The sequence below is a fragment of the Bacillus sp. BSL6 genome, assembly GCF_052928345.1.
In genome coordinates this window covers 379620-406390 of the sequence record NZ_JAVGCW010000003.1, presented here as the reverse complement: position 1 = coordinate 406390, position 26771 = coordinate 379620, and the positions used below count along the sequence as shown (strand labels likewise).

General features: G+C 33.4%; 27 protein-coding genes and 1 pseudogene. 6 read left to right on the top strand and 22 right to left on the bottom strand.

Annotation, left to right across the window (positions count from 1 at the left end):
* Window positions 1-354: 354 nt before the first annotated feature.
* The gene (locus RCJ96_RS13060) at window positions 355-1686 is read right to left on the bottom strand and encodes an erythromycin esterase family protein (RefSeq protein ID WP_416503796.1); all 1332 of its coding nucleotides are present in this window, start codon (window positions 1684-1686) and stop codon (window positions 355-357) included.
* A gap of 152 nt (window positions 1687-1838) precedes the next feature.
* Window positions 1839-2996 (bottom strand): serine hydrolase domain-containing protein, encoded by a 1158-nt coding sequence (locus RCJ96_RS13055; RefSeq protein ID WP_416503795.1) that lies wholly within the window; start codon window positions 2994-2996, stop codon window positions 1839-1841.
* 648 nt (window positions 2997-3644) lie between these two features.
* Here RCJ96_RS13055 and RCJ96_RS13050 point away from each other — a divergent pair.
* Window positions 3645-4547: an ABC transporter permease subunit gene (locus RCJ96_RS13050; protein WP_270794870.1), complete on the top strand. Its 903-nt coding sequence runs from the start codon at window positions 3645-3647 to the stop codon at window positions 4545-4547.
* Window positions 4544-5563, top strand: coding sequence for an ABC transporter permease (locus tag RCJ96_RS13045; protein WP_139302774.1), 1020 nt, complete (start codon window positions 4544-4546; stop codon window positions 5561-5563). The genes RCJ96_RS13050 and RCJ96_RS13045 overlap by 4 nt, the downstream gene beginning before the upstream one ends.
* 150 nt (window positions 5564-5713) lie before the next feature.
* Here the strand turns inward: RCJ96_RS13045 and adhP are convergent, their stop codons facing one another.
* The 6 genes and pseudogenes from adhP to RCJ96_RS13015 form a co-directional block, all read right to left on the bottom strand.
* Window positions 5714-6751, bottom strand: coding sequence for an alcohol dehydrogenase AdhP (gene adhP / locus RCJ96_RS13040; protein WP_074607785.1), 1038 nt, complete (start codon window positions 6749-6751; stop codon window positions 5714-5716).
* A 290-nt stretch (window positions 6752-7041) separates the two neighbouring features.
* Window positions 7042-7557 (bottom strand): annotated as a pseudogene (locus RCJ96_RS13035) (MurR/RpiR family transcriptional regulator); the annotation flags it as partial.
* A gap of 14 nt (window positions 7558-7571) precedes the next feature.
* The gene (locus RCJ96_RS13030; protein ID WP_242303655.1) at window positions 7572-8213 is read right to left on the bottom strand and encodes a response regulator; all 642 of its coding nucleotides are present in this window, start codon (window positions 8211-8213) and stop codon (window positions 7572-7574) included.
* A gap of 14 nt (window positions 8214-8227) precedes the next feature.
* Entirely contained in the window at window positions 8228-9325 is a 1098-nt protein-coding gene (locus tag RCJ96_RS13025; RefSeq protein ID WP_270794996.1) for a sensor histidine kinase, read from the bottom strand.
* 177 nt (window positions 9326-9502) lie between these two features.
* Window positions 9503-10396 carry a mechanosensitive ion channel family protein gene (locus RCJ96_RS13020; protein ID WP_242303654.1) on the bottom strand — a complete coding sequence of 298 codons (894 nt, stop codon included), beginning with the start codon at window positions 10394-10396 and terminating at the stop codon, window positions 9503-9505.
* A gap of 295 nt (window positions 10397-10691) precedes the next feature.
* Entirely contained in the window at window positions 10692-11129 is a 438-nt protein-coding gene (locus RCJ96_RS13015; protein ID WP_001245061.1) for an Hsp20/alpha crystallin family protein, read from the bottom strand.
* A gap of 226 nt (window positions 11130-11355) precedes the next feature.
* On the opposite strand from RCJ96_RS13015, the gene RCJ96_RS13010 reads away from it, so the two are divergent.
* A complete protein-coding gene (locus RCJ96_RS13010) occupies window positions 11356-11805 on the top strand; it encodes an NUDIX hydrolase (RefSeq protein WP_074607792.1) in 450 nt (149 codons plus the stop codon).
* Window positions 11806-11841: 36 nt separating this feature from the next.
* On the opposite strand, the gene RCJ96_RS13005 is transcribed toward RCJ96_RS13010, so the two are convergent.
* From RCJ96_RS13005 to asnB, 9 genes are all read right to left on the bottom strand, one after another.
* The gene (locus RCJ96_RS13005) at window positions 11842-12390 is read right to left on the bottom strand and encodes a cysteine hydrolase family protein (RefSeq protein WP_074607793.1); all 549 of its coding nucleotides are present in this window, start codon (window positions 12388-12390) and stop codon (window positions 11842-11844) included.
* A gap of 419 nt (window positions 12391-12809) precedes the next feature.
* Window positions 12810-13298 carry a hypothetical protein gene (locus RCJ96_RS13000; RefSeq protein ID WP_000713485.1) on the bottom strand — a complete coding sequence of 163 codons (489 nt, stop codon included), beginning with the start codon at window positions 13296-13298 and terminating at the stop codon, window positions 12810-12812.
* Between the two features lie 260 nt (window positions 13299-13558).
* On the bottom strand, window positions 13559-14206 hold the full coding sequence (locus RCJ96_RS12995) for a nitroreductase family protein (RefSeq protein WP_001105300.1): 648 nt from the start codon (window positions 14204-14206) through the stop codon (window positions 13559-13561).
* A 98-nt stretch (window positions 14207-14304) separates the two neighbouring features.
* Entirely contained in the window at window positions 14305-15180 is an 876-nt protein-coding gene (gene dat / locus RCJ96_RS12990) for a D-amino-acid transaminase (RefSeq protein WP_270794877.1), read from the bottom strand.
* 126 nt (window positions 15181-15306) lie between these two features.
* Complete coding sequence (locus tag RCJ96_RS12985; RefSeq protein WP_074607798.1) at window positions 15307-16272, bottom strand: ABC transporter substrate-binding protein; 966 nt, start codon at window positions 16270-16272, stop codon at window positions 15307-15309.
* A 148-nt stretch (window positions 16273-16420) separates the two neighbouring features.
* The gene (locus RCJ96_RS12980) at window positions 16421-17266 is read right to left on the bottom strand and encodes a phosphatase PAP2 family protein (protein ID WP_416503794.1); all 846 of its coding nucleotides are present in this window, start codon (window positions 17264-17266) and stop codon (window positions 16421-16423) included.
* Between the two features lie 385 nt (window positions 17267-17651).
* On the bottom strand, window positions 17652-17981 hold the full coding sequence (locus tag RCJ96_RS12975; RefSeq protein ID WP_014481650.1) for a hypothetical protein: 330 nt from the start codon (window positions 17979-17981) through the stop codon (window positions 17652-17654).
* Window positions 17982-18029: 48 nt separating this feature from the next.
* A complete protein-coding gene (locus RCJ96_RS12970; protein WP_044790704.1) occupies window positions 18030-18389 on the bottom strand; it encodes a GNAT family N-acetyltransferase in 360 nt (119 codons plus the stop codon).
* A gap of 93 nt (window positions 18390-18482) precedes the next feature.
* A complete protein-coding gene (asnB, locus tag RCJ96_RS12965) occupies window positions 18483-20384 on the bottom strand; it encodes an asparagine synthase (glutamine-hydrolyzing) (protein WP_000333816.1) in 1902 nt (633 codons plus the stop codon).
* 217 nt (window positions 20385-20601) lie between these two features.
* On the opposite strand from asnB, the gene RCJ96_RS12960 reads away from it, so the two are divergent.
* On the top strand, window positions 20602-21063 hold the full coding sequence (locus RCJ96_RS12960; protein ID WP_001288087.1) for an Hsp20/alpha crystallin family protein: 462 nt from the start codon (window positions 20602-20604) through the stop codon (window positions 21061-21063).
* A 38-nt stretch (window positions 21064-21101) separates the two neighbouring features.
* Here the strand turns inward: RCJ96_RS12960 and RCJ96_RS12955 are convergent, their stop codons facing one another.
* Window positions 21102-21689, bottom strand: a complete 588-nt coding sequence (locus RCJ96_RS12955; protein ID WP_446699798.1) for an SCO family protein — start codon at window positions 21687-21689, stop codon at window positions 21102-21104.
* A gap of 334 nt (window positions 21690-22023) precedes the next feature.
* Between RCJ96_RS12955 and RCJ96_RS12950 the strand changes: the two genes are divergently transcribed.
* On the top strand, window positions 22024-22998 hold the full coding sequence (locus RCJ96_RS12950) for an MBL fold metallo-hydrolase (protein WP_074607806.1): 975 nt from the start codon (window positions 22024-22026) through the stop codon (window positions 22996-22998).
* A gap of 180 nt (window positions 22999-23178) precedes the next feature.
* On the opposite strand, the gene RCJ96_RS12945 is transcribed toward RCJ96_RS12950, so the two are convergent.
* From RCJ96_RS12945 to RCJ96_RS12930, 4 genes are all read right to left on the bottom strand, one after another.
* Entirely contained in the window at window positions 23179-24021 is an 843-nt protein-coding gene (locus tag RCJ96_RS12945) for a DegV family protein (RefSeq protein ID WP_025991670.1), read from the bottom strand.
* Window positions 24022-24173: 152 nt separating this feature from the next.
* The gene (locus tag RCJ96_RS12940; protein WP_000629015.1) at window positions 24174-24425 is read right to left on the bottom strand and encodes a DUF2535 family protein; all 252 of its coding nucleotides are present in this window, start codon (window positions 24423-24425) and stop codon (window positions 24174-24176) included.
* A gap of 342 nt (window positions 24426-24767) precedes the next feature.
* Entirely contained in the window at window positions 24768-25511 is a 744-nt protein-coding gene (gene tatC / locus RCJ96_RS12935; RefSeq protein WP_074607807.1) for a twin-arginine translocase subunit TatC, read from the bottom strand.
* A gap of 42 nt (window positions 25512-25553) precedes the next feature.
* Entirely contained in the window at window positions 25554-25739 is a 186-nt protein-coding gene (locus RCJ96_RS12930) for a twin-arginine translocase TatA/TatE family subunit (protein WP_000492443.1), read from the bottom strand.
* Between the two features lie 360 nt (window positions 25740-26099).
* On the opposite strand from RCJ96_RS12930, the gene trhA reads away from it, so the two are divergent.
* Window positions 26100-26756, top strand: coding sequence for a PAQR family membrane homeostasis protein TrhA (gene trhA, locus RCJ96_RS12925; protein ID WP_000136894.1), 657 nt, complete (start codon window positions 26100-26102; stop codon window positions 26754-26756).
* Window positions 26757-26771 lie beyond the last annotated feature (15 nt).

Below are 26771 nucleotides of genomic sequence, written 5' to 3'. Positions count from 1 at the left end.
TCTTTAGCTTAATAGGTATGTGGTTTGTTGTACAAACTCAACATTTTTAGTAAGATTTCGTAAGGTGTTAGGGGACAAAAAGTTTTAAATTTCGTGAGCAAATTGTAGTAATAGATTAGATCAAAAAACGCCATCCTTTCCTATGATTCTATAGAAAGAATAGCGTATTTTTTCATTTTAGGTAGAATTTTATTTTGTTAACTTGATGATACTGCGCTTCTATCCCACATCGTCTCTAATTTGAAAACATTTATTCCATTTAATAATTCTTTAATGAAAATAACCTAACTGACATATTCAAACAACTCTATTGACACTTAACACTACACTTCATTAAGGTACATTATTCTAAATTTATTGATGTAGTTGAGATGGACTCACTTTTTGAATTTGAACAAGTATATCAAACGCTTTACCTAATGATATATCAACTGTTTTTGGTATATCAGGCCCTTCGGTAGTTACTCCAGCGAAAATTGGATGTTGTTCGTTCAACCAAGTTTTTGTCACGCCGTTTGCCTTACGTAAATCAATAAAAAATTGATCTTTTTTAACTTGTCCAAAGATGTAGTTATAGCTGTTTGGATCATCCGATTTTAATATTCCATATGGGCCAAATTCACCATCGCTATTCTTGACATTGTATTGTCCTTCATAAACTGACGTTCCAATAGATACGTACCGTTTTCCATAATACTCTGCTAAATACTGCCCAGCTACTTTAGGGTATACAAAAGGAAGCATATTTGTTTTCGAAACGTGGCCATTATGCCCCCATACAATAGTTTTTCCTAAATGTTCTTCAGTCCACTTCGCATTTTCATACATTGCAATATCATGTTTCAAAAATAAATCAGATGGTTTATCAGGAGGTGACGTTAACATTGTAGTAAACTGTTCAATAATACGGGCATTTTGTTTTATCCATGCGAACTCTTTAGATTTCCCATTTAAATAACTTTTATTTCTTTCTAATAAAGTACTAATTTGTTTAGCATCTGAAATATACTTTTCTTTTTCTTCTTTCGTAAGGCTTTCAAAAGTATTCATATCCTTTGTTACAGGAATAAGACCTTTTATCTTCTCTTCTATCCTCGGCACAAGTTTTGAATTGGTTCTTTTAACATATTCTATTATATTATTATAAACATTCTCGTTTACTGATTGAATGTCCATCCCGATGATACGCACTTTAGATTTATGTTTTGGATTAGCATTATATTGCCGAATCCAATCAAGTAAATCTAACATTTCTTTCGTCTTAAATACAGGTGATAAATGCTGGCTTGGATTTCCCTCACCAGTAAGAACATATCGATCAAGTTCTAAAGCTCTGTCCCACCCCTCTTCTAAAACTAGGTTGGTAAAGCCCTTTTCAGATACTAAATAATTCACAATACGGTTTTTCATCGTAAAAACTTCATGAGCCCCATGCGTGGCTTCACCTAAACCTACAATTGAAGCAGAACCTACCATATTCTTAAATGGTTTTAAATCATTAAAAGGTGCATTTGGATTAGTTGTTTTTAAAGGCTTCGCGTGCATTTCTAACCATTCCGCTATTTGATTTTTATTGTAAGGAGCTGTAACAGAAACTCCTGTTTTAGAGTCTGCATAAGTACTTCCTACAAAATTAGTCAGTATTATAGCAGAAACACCAAGTGCAGTAATCATTTTCTTTTTCATAAAACCCTCCTGAAATATTTACTTAAAACGATAGCGTTCTTTTATACTTAATTACGAGTATTAAATTTTTTAGAGCAAGTTGTTTTTTGCACCAAAATGATATATTTTAAACTATAAACCTATGACAAAACTTATCCATTTCGCCTTTTTGCCTACTTCCTAAATTCAGCAAGTAAAATATTTTTAAATGGATCAGGACTATCAGCTTTAAGACTATTCAAATTGACGGCCAATGTATGCTTGCCTCCAAGTGTGCCACCAGCAAAAGTGGTAAACCCTAGAACCTTACCCTGGTGTCCCCATATTGAGACACCATTTGGAAGCTTAGTTTCATAGATTCCAAGACCATATCCGGTTCCTTCTCTATCTGTAGAAACTGTAGTAAGCATTTGTTTTAGTTGCTGTTCCTTCAGTAATTTGCCACCTAGTAAGTAAGAGAAGAATTTGTTTAAGTCGTCAGCAGTAGAAATCATATCTCCATCCGAGCTACCTGGGTTAATATAAGTAACGTCTTTTAGCTCACTTGCTCCGTCTAGTTGCAAATAGCCACGGGCATGCTTTGTGCCTGGAATCACGCTTGAATTGCCAGGTAGGAATGTATTTGACAAATCAAGCGGTTCAATAATCCGATTTTCAACCTCTTCCGCATAGCTGTTTCCTGTTACTTTTTCAATAAGGATTCCTAGTATTACGTATCCTGTATTTGAATAAGACCAACCCTTCCCTGGAGCAAAGTCTGGGGGAAGAGAAATCCCCATCTTTACAAATTCTTCAGCCGTATACGATTTTTTTATATCCGTAATATCAAAGTCTTTTGAATTTATATAGTCAGCAATACCACTTGTATGATTCAATATTTGCCGAATCGTAATCTGGTTACCATCATATCCGTTTCCTTGAATGACACCAGGCAACCATTTTTCAATGGAGTCATCTAGATTCAAACGGTTCTCTCCAGATAATTGAAGTAGCACTGTTGCAATGAACGTTTTCGTCACACTGCCAATACGAAAGCGAAAATCTGCTTTCATTGGTTTCTTTGTTCTCACATCTGCTAACCCAGCGGTATAACTCCAAGTTTTACCACCCTTAGAAATGTTAGCGAGTATTCCCGGGTATCCAAGTTGTAGTGCATCCCGTATTGCTTTCTTAACGGAAGTACGATCGCTTTGCATACTTGTTTGTAACGAACTAGATACATTTTGCGTAGGTTCTGCTTTTACAATTGAGGCTGGTGTTATGTATAACAGGGAACTTCCAGCTATTAAAAGTGATAGACTTGCACATGTAATTTTACTGCATGTTTTCATAAAGCATCCTCTTCTCTATTTAAATTGTATTGATGGTTGATAGGTATGTCATATACTAACCACACAGCTATCAACTCTCCCAATGATAAAAGTCAACACTGAATTTGCAATCATCTATAGATCAATTATTTCTACAAGCAACTCTCTGACCTAATAAATGATTAATCCCTCTTCTTCAGATGTTTGTTAATTTCTATAATTTCTTCTTTTTCTTCCATAGAGTTTTATTAATTTGTTTTTCTAAAAATATATTGTAACTATTCCCCCTCCCGTTCTTCTCTATATTTTAATCATATACATTGAAAATCTCTTTTTTCTTACTCCTTCCTTACAAATTCCTTACGTTCAAAATCACTTCTATATTTCGGTGGTTTTTATTTAAGAAAACTTAGTTCTATTAACTTGATCGCAATGAAATAGCACCAAATACCCATCAACTGAAGAAAAGTAAATGCCTCAAAAATGGAAATACTGTACATTTTGCTTGATGAACATAGGGACTGGCTCCCCACTATAACCTTTTTACCGTATAAATATATATTCCATATTAAAATTATAAAACTCAATTAATTTCTTATTTTTCAGAAAAATAAGACAGTAACATTGAATTTATTGTATAATGTTGTAAAAAGATGTCGGAGGGATTTAATGTTACATAAAATATCTCAATTCACAATGAAGCTTTCATCCATTCTTTTATCACTCTTATTATTATTAAATTTACCTTATTTATTTATCACTCAAAATGGATTTACCTTTCAACCAATTCTTTTTTTTAATCAGATTGTTACAATGTTAAAGGAAGTTTTCTCCCCTGAATCATTAGTGGTTATAGGATCAGACCCGAAATTTGGTAGTTTCAAAAAAACACCTTTATTCCCAACTGTTTTAGAACCTTACCTATATTCATTTACTGTATTATTTTTAGCCTTTTTACTTGCGCTCTTTCTATCATCTAGCATGGCATTTTTTTATTTTTTAGCAAAAGATTATATAAAAAAATGGATAAATCGAATTGTGTTCATATTAGAAGCTGTCCCTGATATGATGATGATGATTTGTTTGCAAATATTTTTCATATGGGTACTTAGGAAATTCGGGGAAGCTCCTTTCACCATTATTTCTTTTAATGAAAATCGAGCTTATTTACTCCCAATTGTATCTTTAGCAGTCTTACCTACATTACAAATGTTTCGGATGATGGTGTTATACATAAAAGAAGAACATGGAAAAGATTATGTAGAGGTTGCCTATGGAAAAGGCCTTTCATCAAGTTATATACTATGCATTCATTTATTCAAAAATATATCTATCCACTTCTTCCACCATTTAAAAACGCTTTTTGTTTTCTTACTTTCTAATTTATTCATTTTAGAATTTGTTTTTAATATGGAAGGCATTATTCAATTCTTATTTAATAAAGCGTTTATTTCACCTCCAGCTGCATTTATCATACTGGTTATGATTATTTTACCGTTTTATACTATTTTTCAAATAATCTCATTCATGATGAATAGATGGCAAAAGCACTTGAAAGGAGTAGCATTATGAGATCTATTTGGAAATCAAAACGCTTTTTAATCGGCTTTACATATTTATTTATACTTATTTCAGCTAGTTTTATTTATAGTTGGTTCTTTAAAGATAACATCCCAAAACCTCCTCAATTACTTTACAATGACAATAACGAATTACTTGGAAAGGCCCCCTTTCCGCCATCGTTAATTCCGCCTTTTGGATCTGATCGTTTTGGAGAGTCTGTTTTCTTTCAAATTATAGAAGGAGCAAAATTTACTATTCTATTAGCCGTGGCAATTAGCTTCTTTCGAATTTTATGCGGAACATGTATAGGAATCCTCTTAAGTTTATTTACTCCAAAACTCAAGAGATTTTTCCAGGGATGCTCAGAAGTTTTTTACTATATTCCAACTCTATTTATCGCATTCATACTTATTACGCCCGTTAATATTGTAATCACATCAAATGCTGATGGGTTAAATCCAAATATTTCATTTACGTTTTATCAAGTACTCGTACTTATTTTCGTCGCTCTGCCTACACTTTCTTTATATATATCCTCAGAGGTTGATGAATTTATGAAACGAGATTACATTTTAAGTGCACAATTATTAGGTGCTAGCCGTTTTCATATTATGAAAAAACACTTACGAGTCTTATTACTTGACCGCTTATTTGTATTATTTATGGAACATATCGTCCAAACACTCATACTCGTTATCCATTTAGCGTTGCTTAACATTGTAATTGGCGGGATACAAATGCGTGAACTATATGACGGAGTGCTCAAACCTGTTTCTCTATCTAATGATTGGGCAGGCCTTATTGGCTTAAATCGTAATGAAATGAATCTTTCATGGTGGATCATTTTTTATACTCTCGCTTCATTCTTTATTACGATTCTATTTATTAAGCTTATGACACTCGGGATTCAAGATGCACTGAAAGCAAGAGATTCGCAAACTGTAGCAATTCAAACCGTTCCTGATCATAAAAAATTTGTTAAACATAAAGATTCTTTTTCTTTTGCAAATAAAGTGAACCTTTAATCCTGTCTCATTAATCAAGTATGGATTGGCATTGATATTAGTAGAATATAAAAAAGATGATCCCTATTGCATACAGGGATCATCTTTTTATGCAGTCTAACTTTTTTACATGTACTTTGTTAGACTTATATTTTTTATATTTAATGTGAATTATTTGCAATCACAATTATGCTGTTTAAAATCGATTACCATACGTCCTTGAATTCGACCTTGTTCCATTTCTTCGAATACATTTTGTACTTTATCTAAAGAACAAGTTTGAACAACAGGTACTACTTTTCCTTCTGCACCGAACATAAATGCCTCTTCTAGATCCTTACGAGTACCGACTAGAGAGCCAACCACTTCAATTCCATCTAGTACAAGTCGCGGAATGTTTAAATCCATCGTTTCTACTGGTAAACCTACTGCAACGACTTTACCACAAGCACGTACTGCATCAACTGCAGAGTTGAATGCTACTTTTGAAACAGCTGTTACTACAGCAGCATAAGCACCACCAAACTCATCTTGAACAATCTTATCAGCAGGACCTTGAGAAATTGGATTGATTGTCATATCAGCTCCAACCTCTTTTGCTAAGGCTAATTTATCGTCATTAATATCTACTGCAATTACCTTTGCACCAAATACGTTTTTAGCATATTGAATAGCTAGGTTACCTAATCCACCACAACCATAGATGACGATAGGTTGGCCAGGTTTAATATTGGATACTTTTATAGCTTTATATGTAGTTACACCCGCACATGTGATTGATGATGCTTGAGCTGGATCTAATCCTTCTGGTACTTTCACCGCATAATCAGCTGTCACAATACATTGTTCAGCCATACCACCATCTACTGAATAACCAGCATTCTTAACTTCACGGCAAAATGTTTCTCTACCAGTCACGCAATATTCACAACGTCCACAAGATTGGAACATCCATGCAATACTTACACGATCACCTACCTTTAGTGAAGTTACATCATCAGCAATTTTTGTAACAATACCAATACCCTCATGACCAAGAATACGGCCATCTGTGTTTCCAAAATCATGATTTGCAACGTGTAAATCAGTATGACAAACCCCGCAATACTCTACATCTACTAGCGCTTCACCTGAGTGTAACGGACGTAATTCCTTTTCAATAATTTCAATGTTTGCTTTACTATTTTTATTAACTACTACTGCTTTCATATGTGATCTCCCCTTTAGTGTTTTAGAATTTTTCATGAGTTCATCTCACAACTTCTGTCTTCACTAGTTTGGCTAATCATTATGCCAAATGTAAGTGTTCAATCATCATTACATGTTCATCATAACATGACACTTCAAAAACATTTTGTGAAATTATGAACAATATTTGAATTATTGCATAAGTCGGTTTTTATTTTATATTTTTAAAAATGAGAGTCTATCACTGGCTATAAGTAAGCCACATATTTCTACAAGAAAATAAAAAAAGCCCTTCATTTGAAGAGCTTTTCTTATTTTCGCCTCATCGAAATCGTTTCACGTATACTTTGTAAATGTTTTAACGTTTCCTCCTGTCGTTGCAACGACAACCCTACATACAAAGTATCAATTAAACTTAACTGTGCTAATCGTGATGAACTTGCTTCTGTGCGGAATTCTGTCTCACGTGTTGAAGTATAGAGCGTTATATCAGTAAGTTGACTTAATGCCGATTTCTGATAGCTCGTAATCGCAATAATTTTAGCTCCTCTTGCTTTCGCTACTTCTAACGCTTCAAGTAACCCTTTATTGCTACCAGAATGAGAAATGCCGATAACAACTGAATTTTTCGAGAGTAAACCTGCTCCCATAATTCGGAAATGCAAATCGGTATGAGCGATACATGAAATACCAGTTCTCATAAACTTATGCTACGCATCCGTCGCAATAATACCAGAGCCACCATTTCCATAAAACTCAATTCGATTCGCTTCTTGTAAAGCTTTTACAGCTTGCTCTAGCGCTGTATCATTTAACAAATGCAATGAGTTATTCATACTTATTATTTCTCGCCGTGTTTCACTGCGTACAGTGCAGCTTGCGTACGATCATCTACTTCCAATTTAGCTAAAATATTTGAAACATGTGTTTTCACAGTTTGTTCTGTAATATGAAGCTCTGCTGCAATTTCTTTATTGCTTCGCCCTTTCGCAATTTCCTGAAGTACTTCTTGCTCTCTTTTCGTTAACATAGAAAAAGGGTTTTCTTTTTCTTTTTCTTTCTTGACTACTGATCGTCCTAATAGTGCTGGTGTTACTTTCGGATGAAAATTCGTATTTCCTTCATGTACTGCAATAATAGAAGCTACAAGTTGCTCAGGTTGTACTTCTTTTAATTGATAACCATCTGCTCCGGCTTCAAGTGCTGGTAAAACATAATCTTGCTCTGAAAAACTGCTTAATATTAGTATCTTTATCGTTTCATCATATTGTTTTATTTGTTTTGTTGCTTCGATGCCATCCATCTTCGGCATTGATAGATCCATTAATACTACATCTGGCCTTTTTGTTTGGACGAATGTTAACGCATCTTCTCCATTTTCTGCTTCCCCAACAATTTCAAATTCTTCTCTCGTTTTCAAAAAGAATACAAGTCCTCTTCGAACGATATGATGATCCTCAACTAGTAGTAATTTAATTTTCAACCTTCTTCTCCCCTTCAAACTGGCAACTGAATTTCAATTTTCGTACCCTTTTTCAGCTCCGTTTTTATTTGAAATGATCCCCTCATTAACTGAATACGTTCCTTCATACTTTTTAAACCGAGTGCTGACTCTCTTACTTGCTCTTGTATAAATCCTATTCCGTTATCCTCTATGTAAAAATACAACTGGTTATCTTCTATTTTTAAAAGAACATGTACCTTTTCACATGAAGCATGTTTTTTACAATTATGTATCGCTTCTTGACTAATACGCCATAAAACTTCTTCTATTTCATCACCAATTGAAACCATTCCATCAATTCGAACTTCTACGTGAATCCCTAACAACTTTCCGTAATTTTTAATTGCTTCAGCTAACCCTTTCTCTAATCCTTCCGGTCTTAATTGCCAAATCAAAAGTGTCATCTCTTGTAATGCTTCCTGTGATAATTCTCCAATATAGCTCAACATCTCTTGCAAGTCTCTATCTTGCGTCATATTTAGAGTACCTTTTGCGGTTAACATGATAGAAAATAACAATTGTTTTACTGAATCATGTAAATCACGTGCAAGTCGATTTCGTTCAGCTACTACTACATATTTACGTTCTTTTTCCACTAGCTGAATACGTTGGATTGTCGTCCCTATTTGAAATGCAATTGATTCTAATAATGCTAATTCTTCCTCTGAAAAATGTGTTTTTTGAGGAGAGGCGACATTTAATAGACCAAACTTCTCCGATCCAGACCTAAGGGGAATTGTCGCATGGTGCGTAACATTTTCGGTATCTCCCCAATTACATTCAATCGCATCCTCTATTCGCTTACATTCAATAATATTTGTCGCTTTTTCCAATCTGCCATTCACAAAACGCTCTACACACCAGCAATCTCCTTCACACATCGGCTTCTTCTCTTGCCACGTAAGAGCTGGCGGTAAGTTTTGATCTACAAGCATACGGTGTTTTCCACTTTCATCAATAAAAAAGATCCACCCTGTTTGCAAATTCATAACTTGTAACAATGTATGTAACACTTTTTCTAACATATCTTGTAAATTTGTTGCTTCATTTAATAATTCAGCAATTGCTTTTAATGCCTCTAAACGATGCATCTCTTTTTCTTCAAAGTTCATTTTCATCACCGTCTACCATTATAACATTAAGAAATTTCTAAATTCTACAAATTAAAAAGAACTGAATTCCTTCAGCTCTTTTTTATATCAATCATTTTATTATTATTTTTCTATCCAATGCTGAAAGCAGCATTTCCGTTACCAAAATATTCTACTTTAGCTGTCCGATAAAGATTGTCCATCTTGGCTATGCTGTAAACTTTCAGTAGTAACAAGCATATTTGCTGCTGGCATTTGTACTTGATTCTTATGGAACATAGACATTAATTCAAATCTTACTTGTCTAGAAGTTTCAAAATAATCTTCTGGCTTTATTAAACCTGTAATACAAAATTCATATCCAACGTATTTCAGATTCGGGTTTAAATCTGTAACACCTACATATTTAAAAGGTTCAACAGCTTCATCCTCTACTTTATAAAGACTTGGGGCCAATTTTTCATTACAATTAACACAAACTTCCTCTAACAATTCCTTAACTCTTGTAGGATCTTCCTGATAACTTACCGTAATCCGTTCAATTACTCGCATCCAGCCTTTATTAAAATTTTGTATCGTTCTAATCTCTCCGTGTGGTATCGTAAGAAGTTTTCCTGACCATTCACGAATTTGCATAAAACGAATACTAATTTCCTCAATCGTTCCTGAGTTTGTTCCGTTAAAAGTAACAAAATCGCCAACACGAAACTCTTTGTCCGCTAATCTCGCAAAGCCTAATATAACATCTTTCAGCATCTGTTGTGCAGCAAAGCCGATAACAACCCCCGCTATCCCAGCACCTGCAATGATACTTTTTATATCTACAAATTGGCTAATTAAATATATGATTAGACTAATGATAATGATATATCTAAAAATAGATCGAATCACACTTTGAATCGTTTGCTCTACCTCTTCATCAAAAAAGCTTGATTTCCTAAAAAACCAATCAATAATGCGGTTTATGACAAATGAAATAATGATTAGAACGAAAGCAAATAGTAAAAATCTTAAAAGTAAAAACTCTCTTACATAATTAAAAAATTCTTCAGTATACGTTAATAAACTCATCTAACCACTTCCTTACTAATTAAAAAATTCATAATCGTCTCAGTTTATTCTAGGAAAATCTATTATCTTCTCTAAAACGTCGCTACCCTTACTATGTATTTTGACTTTATTACTAATTCACTTTAAACAGTATGTCTAGATGTTCTTTTCCTTTCCCTTTAAATATACCCTTTTTAATAACGTAAGGGGAGCTAATCGTGAAATTTTTAAGCGTTAAAACTTTATTCTACTCATTACGATTTCAACTAATTTATTCATTAACTAGATAAAAAAAGAGCTGAATTTATCAGCTCTTTTATTCGATATTAATTGTTGTTTTACTGTTTTTTTCTTCTTTCAATTTTGGCAATTCAATTGTCAGTACGCCATCTTTATAATTTGCTTTAACATTTTCTTCCTCAACTCGTTGAAAATTAAAGCGTCGAGTTACAGAACCTATAGAACGTTCTTTACGAATATATATGCCATTCTCATTTTTTTCTTCTACTTCATTATGATTAGTTGCTTGAATCGTTAATACATCTTGTTCAAATTCAACTTGAATGTTTTCTTTTTGAAAACCAGGTAAATCTGCTTTTACTGTATATTTATCAGACTGTTCATGAACATCTACTTTAAAAGTATCCATGTTCATCGGTTTAAAGAAAGCATCTGTCATCCCTTCTAATAAAGAAGGCCCAAAATCAAAAATACCATTTTGACGTTTTGTTATTTCTGGAAATAAATTACGCATATTTTTTCCTCCTTATTATTTATGAATGAAAGATTATCTCTTTCTGCCTTTATTATAACACTTGGTCAAAAAAGGTCAAAGATTTTATTTGACCTTTTTTGATGTATATTTTACCAAATAAAACAAATAAGTTATATGACTTCTCTCCCTCTTATAAAGAGGAAAATATTCACATAACAACGAATAGTATATTTGCTCTTATTTTTTCTTACGGAGGTTACATACAATGGGGTATATTGAAGAACTTAGAAAAGTTGTCGGATCAAGACCACTCAATCTAGCAGGAGTTGCTGTAGCTGTTTTCAATGAACAAGGACAAATATTACTTCAACAAAGGCGAAATGGTATTTGGGGTGTTCCTGGTGGATTCGTTGAACTTGGTGAATCAACAGAAGAAGCTGGGAGACGAGAAGTGTTCGAAGAAACAGGGATTGAAATAGGAACCTTACAGTTAATAAGCGTATTTTCTGGAAAAGAATTTTTTGTAAAATTACCAAACGGGGATGAGTTTTATCCTATAACAATCGCATATCTTTGCAAAGACATTAAAGGCGGCTTGCTAAAAGCTGATGGGATTGAATCATTAAGTGTACAATTTTTTGATTTTGATAAGCTACCAGAAAATATTAGCCCATTTATAAAAAAATTAATTGAGCAAAAACTCGTCTCAATTTAAACGCAAAAAGAGACCTTTTTTAAAGGCCTCTTTTTTTCACTTCACTTCTGCGTTTAAGCAAGATTTAAAATGTCCAAGTGCAAATTCATGCCCTTGCGCATTAAAAGATGCAACCGCCTTTTCATAAACTACAATTTTAAACCCTTTATTATAAGCATCTACTGCTGTATGAAGAACACAAATATCAGTACATACCCCTACAAGGTGAACCTCTTCAATTCCTCTTTCTCTTAACTTCATCTCTAAGTCTGTTCCTGCAAATGCACTATATCGCGTTTTATCCATGTAATATACATTCTCATCATCTTGATATGTTTCATATACCCCTTGTAATTCACCAAACAAATTTCTTCCATTTGTACCTGCTATATTATGAGGCGGGAATAATTTTGATTCAGGATGATATACATCATTCTCTTCATGTTTATCAATAGCAAAGACAACGTAATCTCCATTTTCGATATATCGCTTCGTTATATGTACAAGTTCTTTCTCAATTTCTTGACCGGGTTTTCCGCAAGTTAAAGCACCTTTTTCCGCTACAAAATCATATGTATAATCAATATTTATAAGAGCTCGTTTCATTACTATCTCTCCTTCTCCTGTTTCACAGTAAACAATAGAAAATTTGTTATTACGACATCGTATGTACTATTCGACATTTCAAATGAAATACCTACATTTTTCTTCTGAAACTTACCTTATTCCGAGTTTATCATATAATAGCTAAACAATGGTAAAACAAATAGACCCTATTGATAAGTCATAAATTTGATAATGGAACGTAACTTGCATCATAAACCAAATTACTGACATCATCATATTAATCAAGAAGATACAAATACACCGGTTCACCTCTTCAACCGCTTTTTCTGTCATAGTAGTAACAAGTGGTCTCTTCCTAATTTAATCATATTAGAAAACGAAACAAGTGATTCACTATTACAACCTCTAGTATAAACAAAAAGTACACTACTTTTTGAGTAATGTACTTTTTATTCTTCTTATGACGCTGGTTTTGTTTCGAATGTTGCTTGATTAAAACTAATAACCTTTCCTTTCGGATCATTGTTTTCATACTGAACTGCCGTAATCGTATGACTACCTGTTTCAAGCGTCTTTTCTTTTAATTGTACTGTTGTCTGTGTTGTACTAGTTACTTGATATTTATCTGCAAACACTCGATCTACAAATACGAATGTTTCTTTATCATTTTGAAAATTAGAGAGCTCTAATTCAACGTGTTGAATTAAAGTATCCTTTTTAATGAATACAGCTGGTATATTACCATTCTCAGAAGTACCGTCTGGTGTAATAACTTTTACTTTTCCTTCTCCGACTGGCACTGCTCCTTCAGGAAATACTACTATATTCTCATTACTTGCGTTTACAACTCTTTCTTCCTGCTTTGATTGCGCACCTTCTTTTTCTTGTGGAGCTCCGCAACCGGCTAATAACAATACAGACAATCCAGTGATTATGAATTTTTTCAAAATTCATCCCCCCTGTCATTTCATTATAATTTATTATACAAAAATAACTTTTAAATTTTAAGACTACTTTCAACACTTTCATGAACAACTAGAATCTTGCTCACGATTAATGTATCATACTTTCCTTAATAGAACATTAATTTTTTTTATGAAATAAATAGTAATTCCCTCTTATCTATCATTTTAGCCTAACGGATTAATTACATACCTATCCAAAATAAAAAGACATTGTTTCATTCAATGTCTTTTTATTTTCGGCTTTAAAAAACAAATGTTGTAATCTCATCCACTTCTTTTCTTGGAAGTTTCTTCGGCTTATCCTTCGGAAAACCGAGTGAAATAACCATATTTATTTGTTTTTCAGGCTCAATTTGTAAATATTGTCGTAGTTCATCTTGAGCTAACAATACCGGTCCTGTCATTGGGCATGTACCAAGCCCCTTCGCATGTGCAGCCAACATTAAGTTTTGGGCCGCTAAACAGCTGCTCTTAATTCCTTCTTCTTCCCAAACTGAATCTGGAACAAAAGCAATCGGATCAAATATTTTTTCACGAAACTTTGATTCATATGGCGTTGCCAAACATACGATTAATACTGGTGCCTCCGAGAAAGCTGTTGCATATGGTCCGAAAGAACGTGTAAGTAATTTTCCTGCTTTCTCTTCTCCGTTTTCTGCCGCTTTTGCCGCAAGTTTATGTAATGCATCCCATGTCATTTGTTCAATTTCTTTAATTTTTTCTCGGTTCATAATGACCAAGAACTCCCAAGTTTGTGAGTTCGTATCACTCGGTGCATAACGAGCACAATCAATAATTTCTTTTATATCACTAGTGGATACTTCTTGTTCTGTGAACTTTCTAACACTTCGTCTACCGTGAATTACTTCTTTAAAATCTTCATAATTCATACATTAAATCCCCTTTTTACAGCGTTTTCAAATCTTGTCCTATGTTTGAATTATATCATGAAAAAAAGCTGGAGTAATACCAGCTTTTTTCTTCAATATTAGTTCGTAACTTTAAACAAACGAATACTTTCTTCATATGCAACTTGGAGTTTCTTTGTGATCGGTCCTCTCTCCCCGTTCCCGAACTGCTCGTCACCAATTTGAACGACTGGGAATATTTCAAGTGGCGTCGCTGTGAAGAAGCATTCATCGGCCTCATATACTTCTTGAAGTGAAAATTCTCTTTCTTCTACTTCAATATGTAACTCTTTCGCTAATGTAATAACATAGTGACGGGTAATGCCGTGTAGAATGAAATTGTCAGCCGGATGTGTAATCAATTTATTATTTTTCACCATAAAGAAATTTGAATGACAACCTTCCGTTACAATTCCATCTCGCACTAATATCGCTTCTTGATAGCCTTGTTCGTTTATTTTATTTTTAATCATAATATTAGGTAGCAGGTTTAAGGATTTTATATGACAGAACTTCCAGCGTATATCCTCTTCTACAGTAACTTTTATTCCTCGTTCCATAGAAGCAATTGGTCGTGGAAAAGAAACAATGTTTGCAAAATATGTTGGTTGCATATTTGACTCATATACATGATTACGTGCTTGAGCCCCTCTTGATATTTGCAAATATACATTCCCATCTTCTTGAAATTTATTTTTTTCAATCATTTGATATAACTCTTCCACTAACTCTTCCTTAGTAAACGATGGAATTAATTTTATTTCTTCCATAGAATGAAAGAATCGTTCTAAATGTAAATCTAATAAATGTGGCTTCCCATCATATAGTCTGAATACCTCGTATATACCATCACCAAATTGAAAGCCTCTCTCCTCTAATGGAATCATTGGCTGTTCTTCCTTCGTATTTACAATTCTTCCGTTAAATAAAATCCAATCTTTATGAGTAGCTTTCATTTATTCCCACTCCTTTATTACATGATTGTTTTAATTGTACAACTTATGCACGATCAAAAGAAGCAATTTTCTGTATTTTAACAAAATAAAAAGTGCATCACCTATTTAAAGTGATGCACTTTTTATTTACTTCAGAAAATATTTTTCAATATCATCTAACATAAGATTTGCAGCTACAATACCACCTGCTGTATTCCAAATTACTTCATCTACTTGGAATACTTTATTCTCTTTAGAAGCCTGCAGTTGCTTAAAGAGTGGATCTTCTGTCCATTCTTTTGCTAATGTGTTTCCTTCATTATTCTTATCCGCGTCTTTATCTGATGTGAAATAGAATAAATAGTCCCCGTCCATATTTGGAATTTGCTCTTTTGTAATTCCTTTAATTGCAAATTCATCTTTATCTTGTAATGGTGGTCTTTTAAATCCAATATCATTTAATACAACACCTGAGAATGAATTTTTTTGATAAATACGAACGTCACCAGGGACGAAACGAATAATAGAAACTTTAGAGTTAACTTTATCACCTAATTTTTCTTTTATTCCTGCAATACGCTTTTTATAATCATTAAGAGCATTTTGCCCTTCTCTTTCTTTATTTACAGCTTTCGTATAAAGTGTAAAGTTTTCTTTCCAATCACCGCGTAATGTTTCAGCATATACTGTTGGCGCGATTTCTTTTAATTGCTCGTATATTTTTTCGTGACGCATTTTATTTCCGATAATTAAATCCGGCTGAAGCTTCATTACTGCTTCTAAATTAATGTCACGCTCAGTTCCTACTACTTTCGTATTTTTTAACTCTTTCGCTAAATGAGGATACCATTCATCACCAGCTCGTGGTTTCGTCGTTCCAACCGGCGTTACTCCAACAGATAAAAGTGCCTCAGCGCCCTCATTTGTTAAAACCACAACTCTTTTTGGCGTACCATTTACTGTCGTTTCTCCCATTGCATGCTTTATACTATAAGAACCTTTTGCCTTTACTGATGTATCTTTATCTTTCTTCTCTTCTTCTTTACCGCACCCTGCGATTACGACCATTAGTAACATAACGCAAAGTATAAGAATATTTTTAGTGCGTGTCATAAGCCCTCCTGGATGAAATTGATTATCATTTACACTTAAAGGTTAATGTATATCTCATACATTGTCAATAGATATATCAGAAAACTTTTTCAATATATATAATTACACCCTCATTTTTATTCAAAATATTTTTGTGCCTATTTGCTACTCAAATTTTTTTTAATCGTAACATATGAAAAATAAATGGACATAAGAAAGTAACTGTAATTCCAGTCACTGCATAACGTAAATAATACATATCAGGTATTACTTTTTTGAGTATAAACTGCATTATTAGCATGATACTTAGGCCCAATACTGTTTTTACCACTTGCATTTTAAAATCATTACTTTCATTCATATTAATAAAATGATTCTCTAACATGATACCAATCGTAGAACCTGTCAAAACTCCTAGTAATTTAAGATTATCTACTTGGCTTGTCATAACATACATAATGAGTGAAACAGCCAATATAATTCGTTGTAACAATATAAATTTCCTATCACTTAATCCCATTGTTACCTTCGTATATAAATAAACAACTATGACACTAAATAAAACGGCACCTATTATATCACTGAGCCAATGTACACGTAAATATAGACGAGAAATAGCAACTAATATAATAAAAACAATACCAATGATCCAAATGATTCTCTTTTTACATAAAATCATAAATGAACCCCAAAACGTTGTTGCTAACTGCACGTGTGTACTTGGGAAAGAATAACTTGCAGCTGATTTTTCATATAAAGATTGAATTCCGTCGTATGTATACGGTCGCGGAGTTTTCATAAATTCTTTTATCACTATCCCTATATATCCAGAGAAACAAAGCATAACAATCATATGAAATGCTTTTCTTTTAGAAACGCACCAATACGAAATTGAAATAACAATTAAATACAATGTTTCATTTGCAATAATAGATACAAGTTTAAAAAATGCTGTAAGTACACTTCCCTCCAGACTGATCATCCATTCAAGAAATAACATATCAATATTAAACATACAAACACGATACCTCCCTAAAATTTAATTCTGCTATTTTTCAGCACTTCATATAAAGTGAAACTTTAATCAGTGGGGGTTTTCTTCATCCCCCACTGATTATTAGCCCTCACCAATCGGACTTTAATGGGCAGCCCGATCCCCATCTAACTTCTTTGCTTTCGCTGAATTTTGAGGTGGGGTTCTTACTGCCCATTAAAGTGGGATAAACTAGTTGATTAACATTTCAAATTTATACACCTACTTACTTTACATGTTAAGAACATATAGTACCACATACTAATAATAGATAATGTGTTAAAACATCCAATCATTTTTATAGATTTCCAATGATTTTTGGGCTTTATATACAAAATCACTCTAATTACAAATAAAAAAACCGCCCTTAAGTAAGGCGGTTTCTATCATTTTGCTTTAACCAATTTAATATAAATATATACGATTGATAGTGAATATAACGTATGCAAAATAAAAGAAATAAAAGGGCTATTCCAGTGGTACTATACAGCAAACCGAACTTTAAAAAAACATTTAAAAGCGGTGGAAAGTTCGTTATGCTTTGTAATGTAAGTAGCATACAAAACAAAAGGAAAAACACTGGAGCATATTGTAATTCATACGGCTTTCTCTTCTTATTTATTCTTTTTCGAATAAACATATGGCTTAGCTCTGCTACTAAAAAACACCCTCCAATTAATACAAGACCAGAAGTCATCGTCATACATCCACCTGCCTTATATTTATCCCGCATAACTACTCATCACTATATTTTCTTCACATATATTCCGTCTTCCACATTAAATCCAAAGCTCTCTATGAAAGATTTCGCTTGTTCTGTTAATTCCGTTTGTAACACCTTTATCTCTTTCACATTTCTTTCTTTCATCATCATTTCAAATGTGAAATACGTATTTGTCCCATAACCATAACTTTGATAGTCAAAGTGAATAATTAACTGAGATAAAATCGCAGTCTCCTCTTGTACATTATAGTCTATTACACCAATATATGTATCATCAACCTTCACACAATACTGTACTTGATTCTCAGTTAAACTATGTGAGCGAAACATTTCTTTCACAACGTTTTCATTTTCTACAGTTACTTTTTCAAACGTAATCATATGTTGTCCATCCTTTTACTATTATTGTATCAATAATACGTCCTATTTATGAAAAAAACCTTAAGACCGTATGCGATCTTAAGGTTTTTCTAATTAAACTAAGCTATACGCACGTTTCGTTTCTTCGTGGAACTTATTCGTATCGTATTTATGCTCAACATAAATTTGATGCCATACCATAAACGCAAGTACAGTCCAAATTTTACGGCTATAATCGCCTTTATCTGCACAATGTGCTTCCAGTAAGTTTAATACATACTGTTTGTCGATTAAATGCTCTGTCTTACTCTCGTTTATAATATTGATAGCCCAATCATGCATTTCGTCTTTTAACCAGTGACGAATTGGTACTGGGAATCCAAGTTTTTTACGATCTAATACGTGATCTGGAACGATTCCGCGTGCTGCTTCACGTAAAATAGCTTTCGTAGTTCCGTTAGCAATCTTAAATTCAGTTGGAATTTTAGATGCAACATCGAATACTTCTTTATCTAAGAACGGTACACGAAGTTCTAATGAGTTTGCCATTGTCATTTTATCAGCTTTTAATAAAATGTCACCGCGTAACCATGTGAACATGTCAATGTACTGCATTTTGCTTACATCATCATAATCTTTAATTTCGTTATACAATGGTTTCGTGATATCCATATAGTTAACACTTTCATTGTAATACTTCATTAATTCAGCTTTCTCTTCTTCACGGAAGATTTTCGCGTTTCCATAGTAACGCTCTTCAATTGGCGTACATCCACGCTCTAGGAAGCTCTTTCCTTTAAAGCCTTCTTTAAGAGCACCACTTAGTGCTTTTAGAACGCTCTTACCTGGGCTAGGAATGTAAGAGAACATTTTCAGTGAGTTTGGCTCACGATAAATGTTATAACCACCAAATAGCTCGTCTGCACCTTCGCCTGAAAGAACAACTGTTACATGCTTACGTGCTTCTTTTGCAACGAAGTACAACGGTACAGCTGCTGGATCTGCTAAAGGATCATCCATATGCCAAATGATTTTTGGGAACTCATCCATAAACTCTTTCGCTGAAATGAATACGTTATGGTTTTTAACACCTAATTTTTCAGCAGTTTCTTTCGCAACATCAACTTCACTGAAACCACGTTGCTCAAAACCAACAGAGAATGTTAAAAGATTTGGATTCATTTCTCTTGCGATAGAAGCGATGATAGATGAATCGATACCACCAGATAAGAATGAACCTACTGGTACATCACTGCGCATATGCACTTTTACTGAATCATATAACACATCACGAATTGCTTGGATATGCTCCTCTTTCGTTGCACTTGAAGCATTGAAATAAGGTTTCCAGTAGCGATGGATTTCCATCTCTTTACCGATTTCTTTTACGAAATAATGACCAGGTTCGATTTTATTAACATCAATTGTTAATGTTTCTGGCTCTGGACCATATTGGTACGTAAAGTAATGTTGTAATGACGTTGGGTTAACGCCTTTATCTTCCATCACATGCATAATACTTTTCTTCTCAGATGCGAAGAATGTAGTATCACCTTGTTGTGCGATGTATAAAGGTTTAATACCGAAATGGTCACGTGCACCGAAAAGTTTCTTTTCTTCACGATCCCAAATCATAAATGCAAACATACCACGAAGGTAGTCTACACATTTTTCTTTCATATGTGCATACAATGCAATGATAACTTCTGTATCAGATTGCGTTGCAAACGTTGCACCTTTTTCAAGTAACATTTCACGTAATTCTACATAGTTGTAAATTTCACCATTAAAAATAATTACATATCGATCATTTTCATAAGTTAGCGGCTGATGTCCTGCCTCTAAGTCAATGATACTTAAACGGCGGAAGCCAAATTGTACATGCTCATCACGAAAATATCCTTCGTCATCTGGACCACGGTGGAAAATCATCGTGTTCATATTTTCAAATTGATGTTTTTCTGTTTCTGAAAACTCTCTAGGGTTTTCACATAAACATCCTACAAAACCACACATACTTCTTACCCTCTTTCAGTTTTCATTCTGTCTCTATACTACTATATCAACCCTATTTATACTAGCATAATCAACTGAATATGGCGACCAAAAACTATAAAAAAATCACTCCATTTCACATTTTTAACAATTTTTTATGAAAACATGAAAATTAGGCAATCACCTTTCTCCGCTTTTGTCATATGATATTGCAAATTGATTTCTAGGAGGGAATACCATGAGTGAAGAAAAAAAAGACTCTTCTCGCCCACCGGTTCGCAATTATTTAAAGCAAATTGATGATTTCTTCGAGCAAACACCACTTCGCAATGTAATTGCTGATTTAAATCATTTTTTCCAAAAAGGAAATCGTTTATTAACATTCCCTGTAGATTTATATGAAGTTGGTGAAGAACTCGTTGTGACAGCTGAACTACCAGGTATACAAAAAGAACAAATTCAAATTGAAATACAAAGTGAATACTTAAAAGTCTCTGTAAAAGAAGAGATACTTGAAGAAGAAGAGCAAACATCCCATAACTATTATCGCCGAGAACGTTCTATTTCAGAAGCATCCAGATTAATTAAATTACCGTACTCCATTAATAAAAAAGCAGCAAAAGCTTCGTATCAAAATGGCGTGTTAGAAATTCGGGCACCAAAACTTCCACAGCAACATGACATTTTATCCATAGACTAATGTAAAAAAGAAGGGTGCTTTAATCTGCACCCTTCTTTTTATTCTGCTAATCGTTTCATATCACGTATAATGTCTTCATACGGCGTATTGCTAATACCATTATACTTTTTCATTACTTTTCCGTTTTGATCAATTAAATAAAATGATGTTCCATGTATAACTTGACCATTCTCTGGTTTATCTACAAGTGATTGGAAATTATCTTTTGAAAACTTTGTAATATCTTCTAACGAATACCCCGTTAATAAATTCCAGTTACTAGTATCCTCTGTAAACTTTTGAATGAAAGCCTTCAAATTCTCTGGCTTATCTAGGTCTGGATCTACACTAAACGAAACAAACTGAACGTCTAATTTCTCTTCTTTTGCCATCTTTTGCAGTTTTGACATATTAGCAGTCATTGGCGGACAAACTGTTTGACAGTTTGTGAACATAAAATCTGCAACCCAAACTTTCCCTTTTAAATCTTTTGTACCAAATGGCTTTCCATCTTGATTTGTAAATTGGAAAGTTTCTAAATCCCAATTCAATGGTTTACGAAGCTTTGAACCTGATCCACTACATCCAGCAAGTACAAAGAGACAAAATACAACCATAAGACCAATTACTTTTTGATAACGCTTCATTTATAAACCTCTTTTCTCTATCCTAAATTTAAATAGGTTATGTTTATCATAACAAAAGTTAACACTACGAGAAAATTGTTTACTACATTTGTTCACGAAATCGTACGAATTTACGTATGTTACTTCTTTATTTCAAGCGAATTACTAGACAAAATAATTTTTTTACTATTATTTCTCTAAATAATCGTCGCAAAACTAATTCTATTGTTATTTTTGTAAATGCACCTTCCTGTTTTTTTACAATTATTTAAACATTCATCCATGTTATACACTGTATTCCTTAACAACATTTCGGTACAATACAATTACAACGATTTTAAATGAGGTGATGTTCATGGCAAAGCGCTATGAAAATATGGATAATGTGAGTACAAAAAAATCAATTCGCTCTTTTATACGCTGGCGTAAAGAACGAAAGCAAAACAAAAAAGATTTTTCTTTCTTAGTAGAACAATCACCCGTTAAACAAAGTGCATTTTTGCAAAGTAATATTGAAAAAACGACTGTCACATGGATTGGGCATTCTACTTTTCTTATCCAAACGAATGGACTTAATATATTAACGGATCCAGTATGGGCCAATAAATTGAAGCTAGTCTCAAGACTTACTGAACCTGGTCTTTCTATACAAGAACTGCCTAAAATTGATATTGTCCTCATTTCACATGGTCATTATGATCATTTAGATTTTTCAACACTTCGTCAACTTAATGATGACGTATTATACTTAGTACCCATTGGGCTAAAAAAATTATTTACTCGTAAAAAATTCAACAATGTAGAAGAGTATAAATGGTGGGAAAGTGCGACTATTGATGATGTTTCCTTTCACTTCGTACCTGCTCAGCACTGGACGAGAAGATCATTATTTGATATGAACACATCTCACTGGGGTGGATGGATTATTAAAAATGACAATGTGGAGGAAACCATTTATTTTTGTGGAGACAGTGGCTATTTCCAAGGTTTCAAAGAAATTGGCAAACGCTTTTCCATTGATATTGCCCTTATGCCAATTGGAGCTTATGAACCAGAATGGTTTATGAAAATATCTCACGTTTCACCTGAAGAAGCAGTGCAAGCTTATTTAGATTTAAATGCTACACACTTTATACCAATGCATTACGGAGCTTTTGCACTCGCTGATGAAACACCTCGCGAGGCAATAACAAGGCTTCGAAATAATTGGAATTTACGTATGTTACCGTGGGAACAACTGCATGTACTCTTTTTAGGTCAAACTTTCATTTATAATAGCGAAACACATTATAAGAAAGTGAATGAAAAAATCGAAACATTACATGTATAACGTAACTACTGATTTTCTATATTCAACATATAATATAGAAAATCATAAAGGGTGTTTTTTATGAATGAATATTTACAGACTCGCTATATCATTAGCGGGAGTGCCTGTATAGCCCTTCTTATTTCTTACTTTCTATTCACATAAAAAAGCTACTTGAAATAAATTTCAAGTAGCTTTTTATTATTCTGCTAAATACATAAATCCGATTGCACCCGGACCTGTATGAGTACTAATAATAGGCGTTGTAAAGAAAATTTCTGATTTAGCAAATCCACTTACTTTTTCAACAGCCGCTTTTACATTTTCAGCTAAAGGAATTGCTTTCGCATGCGGAATTGCCACAGCTTTTACAACTTTTCCAGCTGTATCTTCCTCAAATAACTTAGCTAACGTTTTTACAATTTGACCTTGGCTACGCACTTTCGTTACAGGGTTATAAACACCATCTTCAAGGCTAGCAATTGGCTTTATATTAAGTAGCGAACCGATAAACGCTTTTCCTTTACCGATACGCCCACCCTTCACTAAGTTTTCTAATGTATCTACTACTACATATAATCGAGTATTCTTCCTTACTTCATCTACACGTTTTAAAATTTCTTCTAGTGAGCGTCCTTCATTTGCCATTTTCGCAGCTTCAACTACTTGATATGCTAAAGCATGTGTAATAAATTGCGAATCAACAACTGTTACTTTTGTGTCGGTCATTGATGCAGCACTATTTGCAGTTGCCACAGTACCACTCATTCCACTTGTCATATGAATGGAAAGTACTTCACTTCCATCTTCCCCTAACTTGTCATACATTTCTACAAATGTACCCATTGCTGGTTGTGATGTTTTTGGTAGTTCCTCTGATTTAATCATTTCTTCAATAAATTCATCTGGTTGTAGATCAACGCGATCTAAATATGTTTGTCCATTTACAGAGATTGATAATGGTAGAACATGGATGTCATACTTCTCAATTACCTCTTGTGATAAATCTGCCGTTGAATCTGTTACAATTTTAATTTTTTGCATATTATATTCTTCCCTTTCCAATACGCTCTCCTTGTTATTATACTAGTATTCCCATTGCTTTCAACAATTTGAAACGAAATTTCATTAAATTAATTATATTTTTATATCTAAAATGAAAAAGACAGAGCTCTTAACCCTGTCCCCACTCTATATCATGCATTTTTTTCAAGAGTATTTGTTTTATATACATTTAAATAATCATTCCACTTCAAACAATTTTGTAAATATTCACGGAAAGAATACGAAAATCTTGGGTGTTTTTGTTTTTGAATTTTTGCAATAAATAATTGAAGACGAGACTGTATTAGAAACGATAATGGATGCTGCGCTTGTAGGACAGGGATTTCAAATATTTTAATACACTCCCCTGTTGAATGAGTGAAATAAAAACTTTTCGTAATCACAATATCAATCCTCTTTTTCATTGGATTTTTGAACTTCTTCTACTTTACACTGTAACACGTTGTTTAAAGTGGCGACTCCCATGAATACAAAAGTATCCTTAGACAATCTCTGTAGTCCTTTTGGTTAGAAGATTTATACTCTATTCATCTTCACCTAATCCATCCCCCACCCTAAATTCCTAATAAGATAAGGACTCGTTATCCGTATATTGCTTAATATATTCAGTATAAACTTATAAAAGCGCAAAGTTTGTCTAAATTTTGGAGATTCTATAATTTTTTTCTTCTCTATATTGTATACGTTTATAACTAGAGTATAACAAATAAATAAAAAAAGTGCCTTTATAACGAGGCACTTTTCGACTGAATTTCTTCTTCTCTTTTCTTTTTTCGCTTACTAACAATCTTTGATAAAGCGATACTAATTTCATAAATACAAATAAGCGGTACCGCAACTAAACTATGTGATAAAAAATCTGGCGGTGATATACACGATGCAATGATAATCAATGCTACGTAAGCATACCTTCTTATTTTTATTAGAAATTCCGCCGTCAATAGTCCAATACTCGTTAAAAACATTACTACTACTGGCAATTCAAAAATTACAGCAAATGGAACTGTTAAATTAAGAACAAAATGAAAATACTTTTCTGTCGTAAACATCGTATTAAACATTTCATTACCTATCGTAGTTAAAAAATGAAATAAAAACGGCATTACAACGAAATATCCAAAGCATAAACCTGCAATAAATAATATAGACAATACCGGTATATACATTAACGTCATCTTTTGTTCATTTGGATGTAAACCCGGTTTTACAAATAACCAAATTTGTATAGTAGCAAAAGGAATTGTACAAACGATAGCAAATACTGTAGCAATCGAGAAAAAAATCCACAATACATCACTTGGACCGAGAACAGTTAATTTCATTGGTAAGTCTTTTACAAGCCAAAAATAAATATCCTTCGTAAAAGTAAACCCAACAATTAAAAATAGTACAAAGGATAACACGGTATATATTACTCGTTTGCGAAGCTCAACTATATGTTCTACTACACTCATTTCCCGATCTTCCATCTCGTTCACCACACTTTATTTATCCATTTCGAAGAAAATTCATTACATTTTTTCTTTTTTTTCCTTCTCTTGAAATGCATCATCAGTCAATTCTTTCGTTGATTTTTTAAATTCTTTTAACGTTTCCCCTAAAGCCTTTCCGATTTCCGGCAATTTTTTCGGCCCAAATAAAATAAGTACAGCTACTAAAATTAAAATTAATCCTGGAAAGCCAATATTTGAAAACATTTCTCCATCCCCTTTATTAGTAGATTCCTTGTCCTACTATTGCATAATTTTATTTTGTCAAAAAAGTTTGAAAACGTCAACAAAACCATTACCTTTTGTCAAAAAAATTCAAAAATATAATCAATTATACAAATTTCATTTTCTATTGCTCTTGTGTATGATATGGTAAGGGAAATGACATATTATTTTATCCCGCTTTAACGGGCAGTAAGAACCACACCTTAAAATTCAGTGCAAGCAAAGAAGTTACGTGGGGGGGGGCTGCCCGTAAAAGCCTGATTGGTGAGGGCTAATAATCAGTGGGGGGATGCCCCCCACTGATTAAAGTTTCACTTTATAATAGTAGAAAGGATTACCATTATGACTGAAAAAATGACACGAATGACCCAATTTGTAAAAGAAGAAATTGCAAATGCAATAACACATGGTATCGGTGCCATTTTAAGCATCCCTGCCTTAATCATATTGATTATTCATGCTTCTAAACACGGTACCGCATCTGCTGTTGTTGCATTTACGGTTTACGGTGTAAGCATGTTCTTACTGTACTTGTTTTCGACATTGTTACATAGCATTCACCATCCAAAAGTAGAAAAATTATTTACTATACTAGATCACTCAGCCATTTATTTATTAATCGCTGGCACATATACTCCTTTTTTACTTATTACGCTTCGTGGACCATTAGGTTGGACGTTACTCGCAATTATATGGACACTAGCAATCGGGGGTATCATCTTCAAAATTTTCTTTGTACGTCGCTTTATTAAGGCATCAACGCTATGTTATATCATAATGGGATGGCTCATAATCGTTGCTATTAAACCACTTTATGAAAATCTAACCGGACATGGTTTTTCACTACTTTTAGCAGGTGGAATTTTATATTCTGTAGGAGCTATATTCTTCCTTTGGGAAAAGTTACCTTTCAACCATGCCATTTGGCATCTTTTCGTATTAGGTGGTAGTGCGATGATGTTCTTCTGCGTACTCTTTTACGTCTTACCTACAGCATAATAAAAAAGGTTTCAG

Excerpts from the sequence above, each read along its gene's own strand:
- dat (WP_270794877.1), bottom strand. The coding sequence starts at position 15,180 with ATGAAAGCTACTCATAAAGATTGGATTTTATTTAACGGAAGAATTGTA.
- RCJ96_RS13025 (WP_270794996.1), bottom strand. The coding sequence starts at position 9,325 with ATGCATCGTTTAGAGGCATTAAAAGCAATTGCTGAATTATTAAATGAA.
- RCJ96_RS12945 (WP_025991670.1), bottom strand. The coding sequence starts at position 24,021 with ATGCAAAAAATTAAAATTGTAACAGATTCAACGGCAGATTTATCACAA.
- RCJ96_RS13050 (WP_270794870.1), top strand. The coding sequence starts at position 3,645 with ATGTTACATAAAATATCTCAATTCACAATGAAGCTTTCATCCATTCTT.
- RCJ96_RS12960 (WP_001288087.1), top strand. The coding sequence starts at position 20,602 with ATGAGTGAAGAAAAAAAAGACTCTTCTCGCCCACCGGTTCGCAATTAT.
- RCJ96_RS12975 (WP_014481650.1), bottom strand. The coding sequence starts at position 17,981 with ATGACTTCTGGTCTTGTATTAATTGGAGGGTGTTTTTTAGTAGCAGAG.
- RCJ96_RS12930 (WP_000492443.1), bottom strand. The coding sequence starts at position 25,739 with ATGTTTTCAAATATTGGCTTTCCAGGATTAATTTTAATTTTAGTAGCT.
- RCJ96_RS12950 (WP_074607806.1), top strand. The coding sequence starts at position 22,024 with ATGGCAAAGCGCTATGAAAATATGGATAATGTGAGTACAAAAAAATCA.
- trhA (WP_000136894.1), top strand. The coding sequence starts at position 26,100 with ATGACTGAAAAAATGACACGAATGACCCAATTTGTAAAAGAAGAAATT.
- RCJ96_RS13055 (WP_416503795.1), bottom strand. The coding sequence starts at position 2,996 with ATGAAAACATGCAGTAAAATTACATGTGCAAGTCTATCACTTTTAATA.
- RCJ96_RS13020 (WP_242303654.1), bottom strand. The coding sequence starts at position 10,396 with ATGAGTTTATTAACGTATACTGAAGAATTTTTTAATTATGTAAGAGAG.
- RCJ96_RS13015 (WP_001245061.1), bottom strand. The coding sequence starts at position 11,129 with ATGCGTAATTTATTTCCAGAAATAACAAAACGTCAAAATGGTATTTTT.
- adhP (WP_074607785.1), bottom strand. The coding sequence starts at position 6,751 with ATGAAAGCAGTAGTAGTTAATAAAAATAGTAAAGCAAACATTGAAATT.
- RCJ96_RS13005 (WP_074607793.1), bottom strand. The coding sequence starts at position 12,390 with ATGAAACGAGCTCTTATAAATATTGATTATACATATGATTTTGTAGCG.
- RCJ96_RS12995 (WP_001105300.1), bottom strand. The coding sequence starts at position 14,206 with ATGAATTATGAAGATTTTAAAGAAGTAATTCACGGTAGACGAAGTGTT.
- RCJ96_RS13060 (WP_416503796.1), bottom strand. The coding sequence starts at position 1,686 with ATGAAAAAGAAAATGATTACTGCACTTGGTGTTTCTGCTATAATACTG.
- RCJ96_RS13045 (WP_139302774.1), top strand. The coding sequence starts at position 4,544 with ATGAGATCTATTTGGAAATCAAAACGCTTTTTAATCGGCTTTACATAT.
- RCJ96_RS12980 (WP_416503794.1), bottom strand. The coding sequence starts at position 17,266 with ATGTTTAATATTGATATGTTATTTCTTGAATGGATGATCAGTCTGGAG.
- tatC (WP_074607807.1), bottom strand. The coding sequence starts at position 25,511 with ATGGAAGATCGGGAAATGAGTGTAGTAGAACATATAGTTGAGCTTCGC.
- asnB (WP_000333816.1), bottom strand. The coding sequence starts at position 20,384 with ATGTGTGGTTTTGTAGGATGTTTATGTGAAAACCCTAGAGAGTTTTCA.
- RCJ96_RS12985 (WP_074607798.1), bottom strand. The coding sequence starts at position 16,272 with ATGACACGCACTAAAAATATTCTTATACTTTGCGTTATGTTACTAATG.
- RCJ96_RS13010 (WP_074607792.1), top strand. The coding sequence starts at position 11,356 with ATGGGGTATATTGAAGAACTTAGAAAAGTTGTCGGATCAAGACCACTC.
- RCJ96_RS12970 (WP_044790704.1), bottom strand. The coding sequence starts at position 18,389 with ATGATTACGTTTGAAAAAGTAACTGTAGAAAATGAAAACGTTGTGAAA.
- RCJ96_RS12955 (WP_446699798.1), bottom strand. The coding sequence starts at position 21,689 with ATGAAGCGTTATCAAAAAGTAATTGGTCTTATGGTTGTATTTTGTCTC.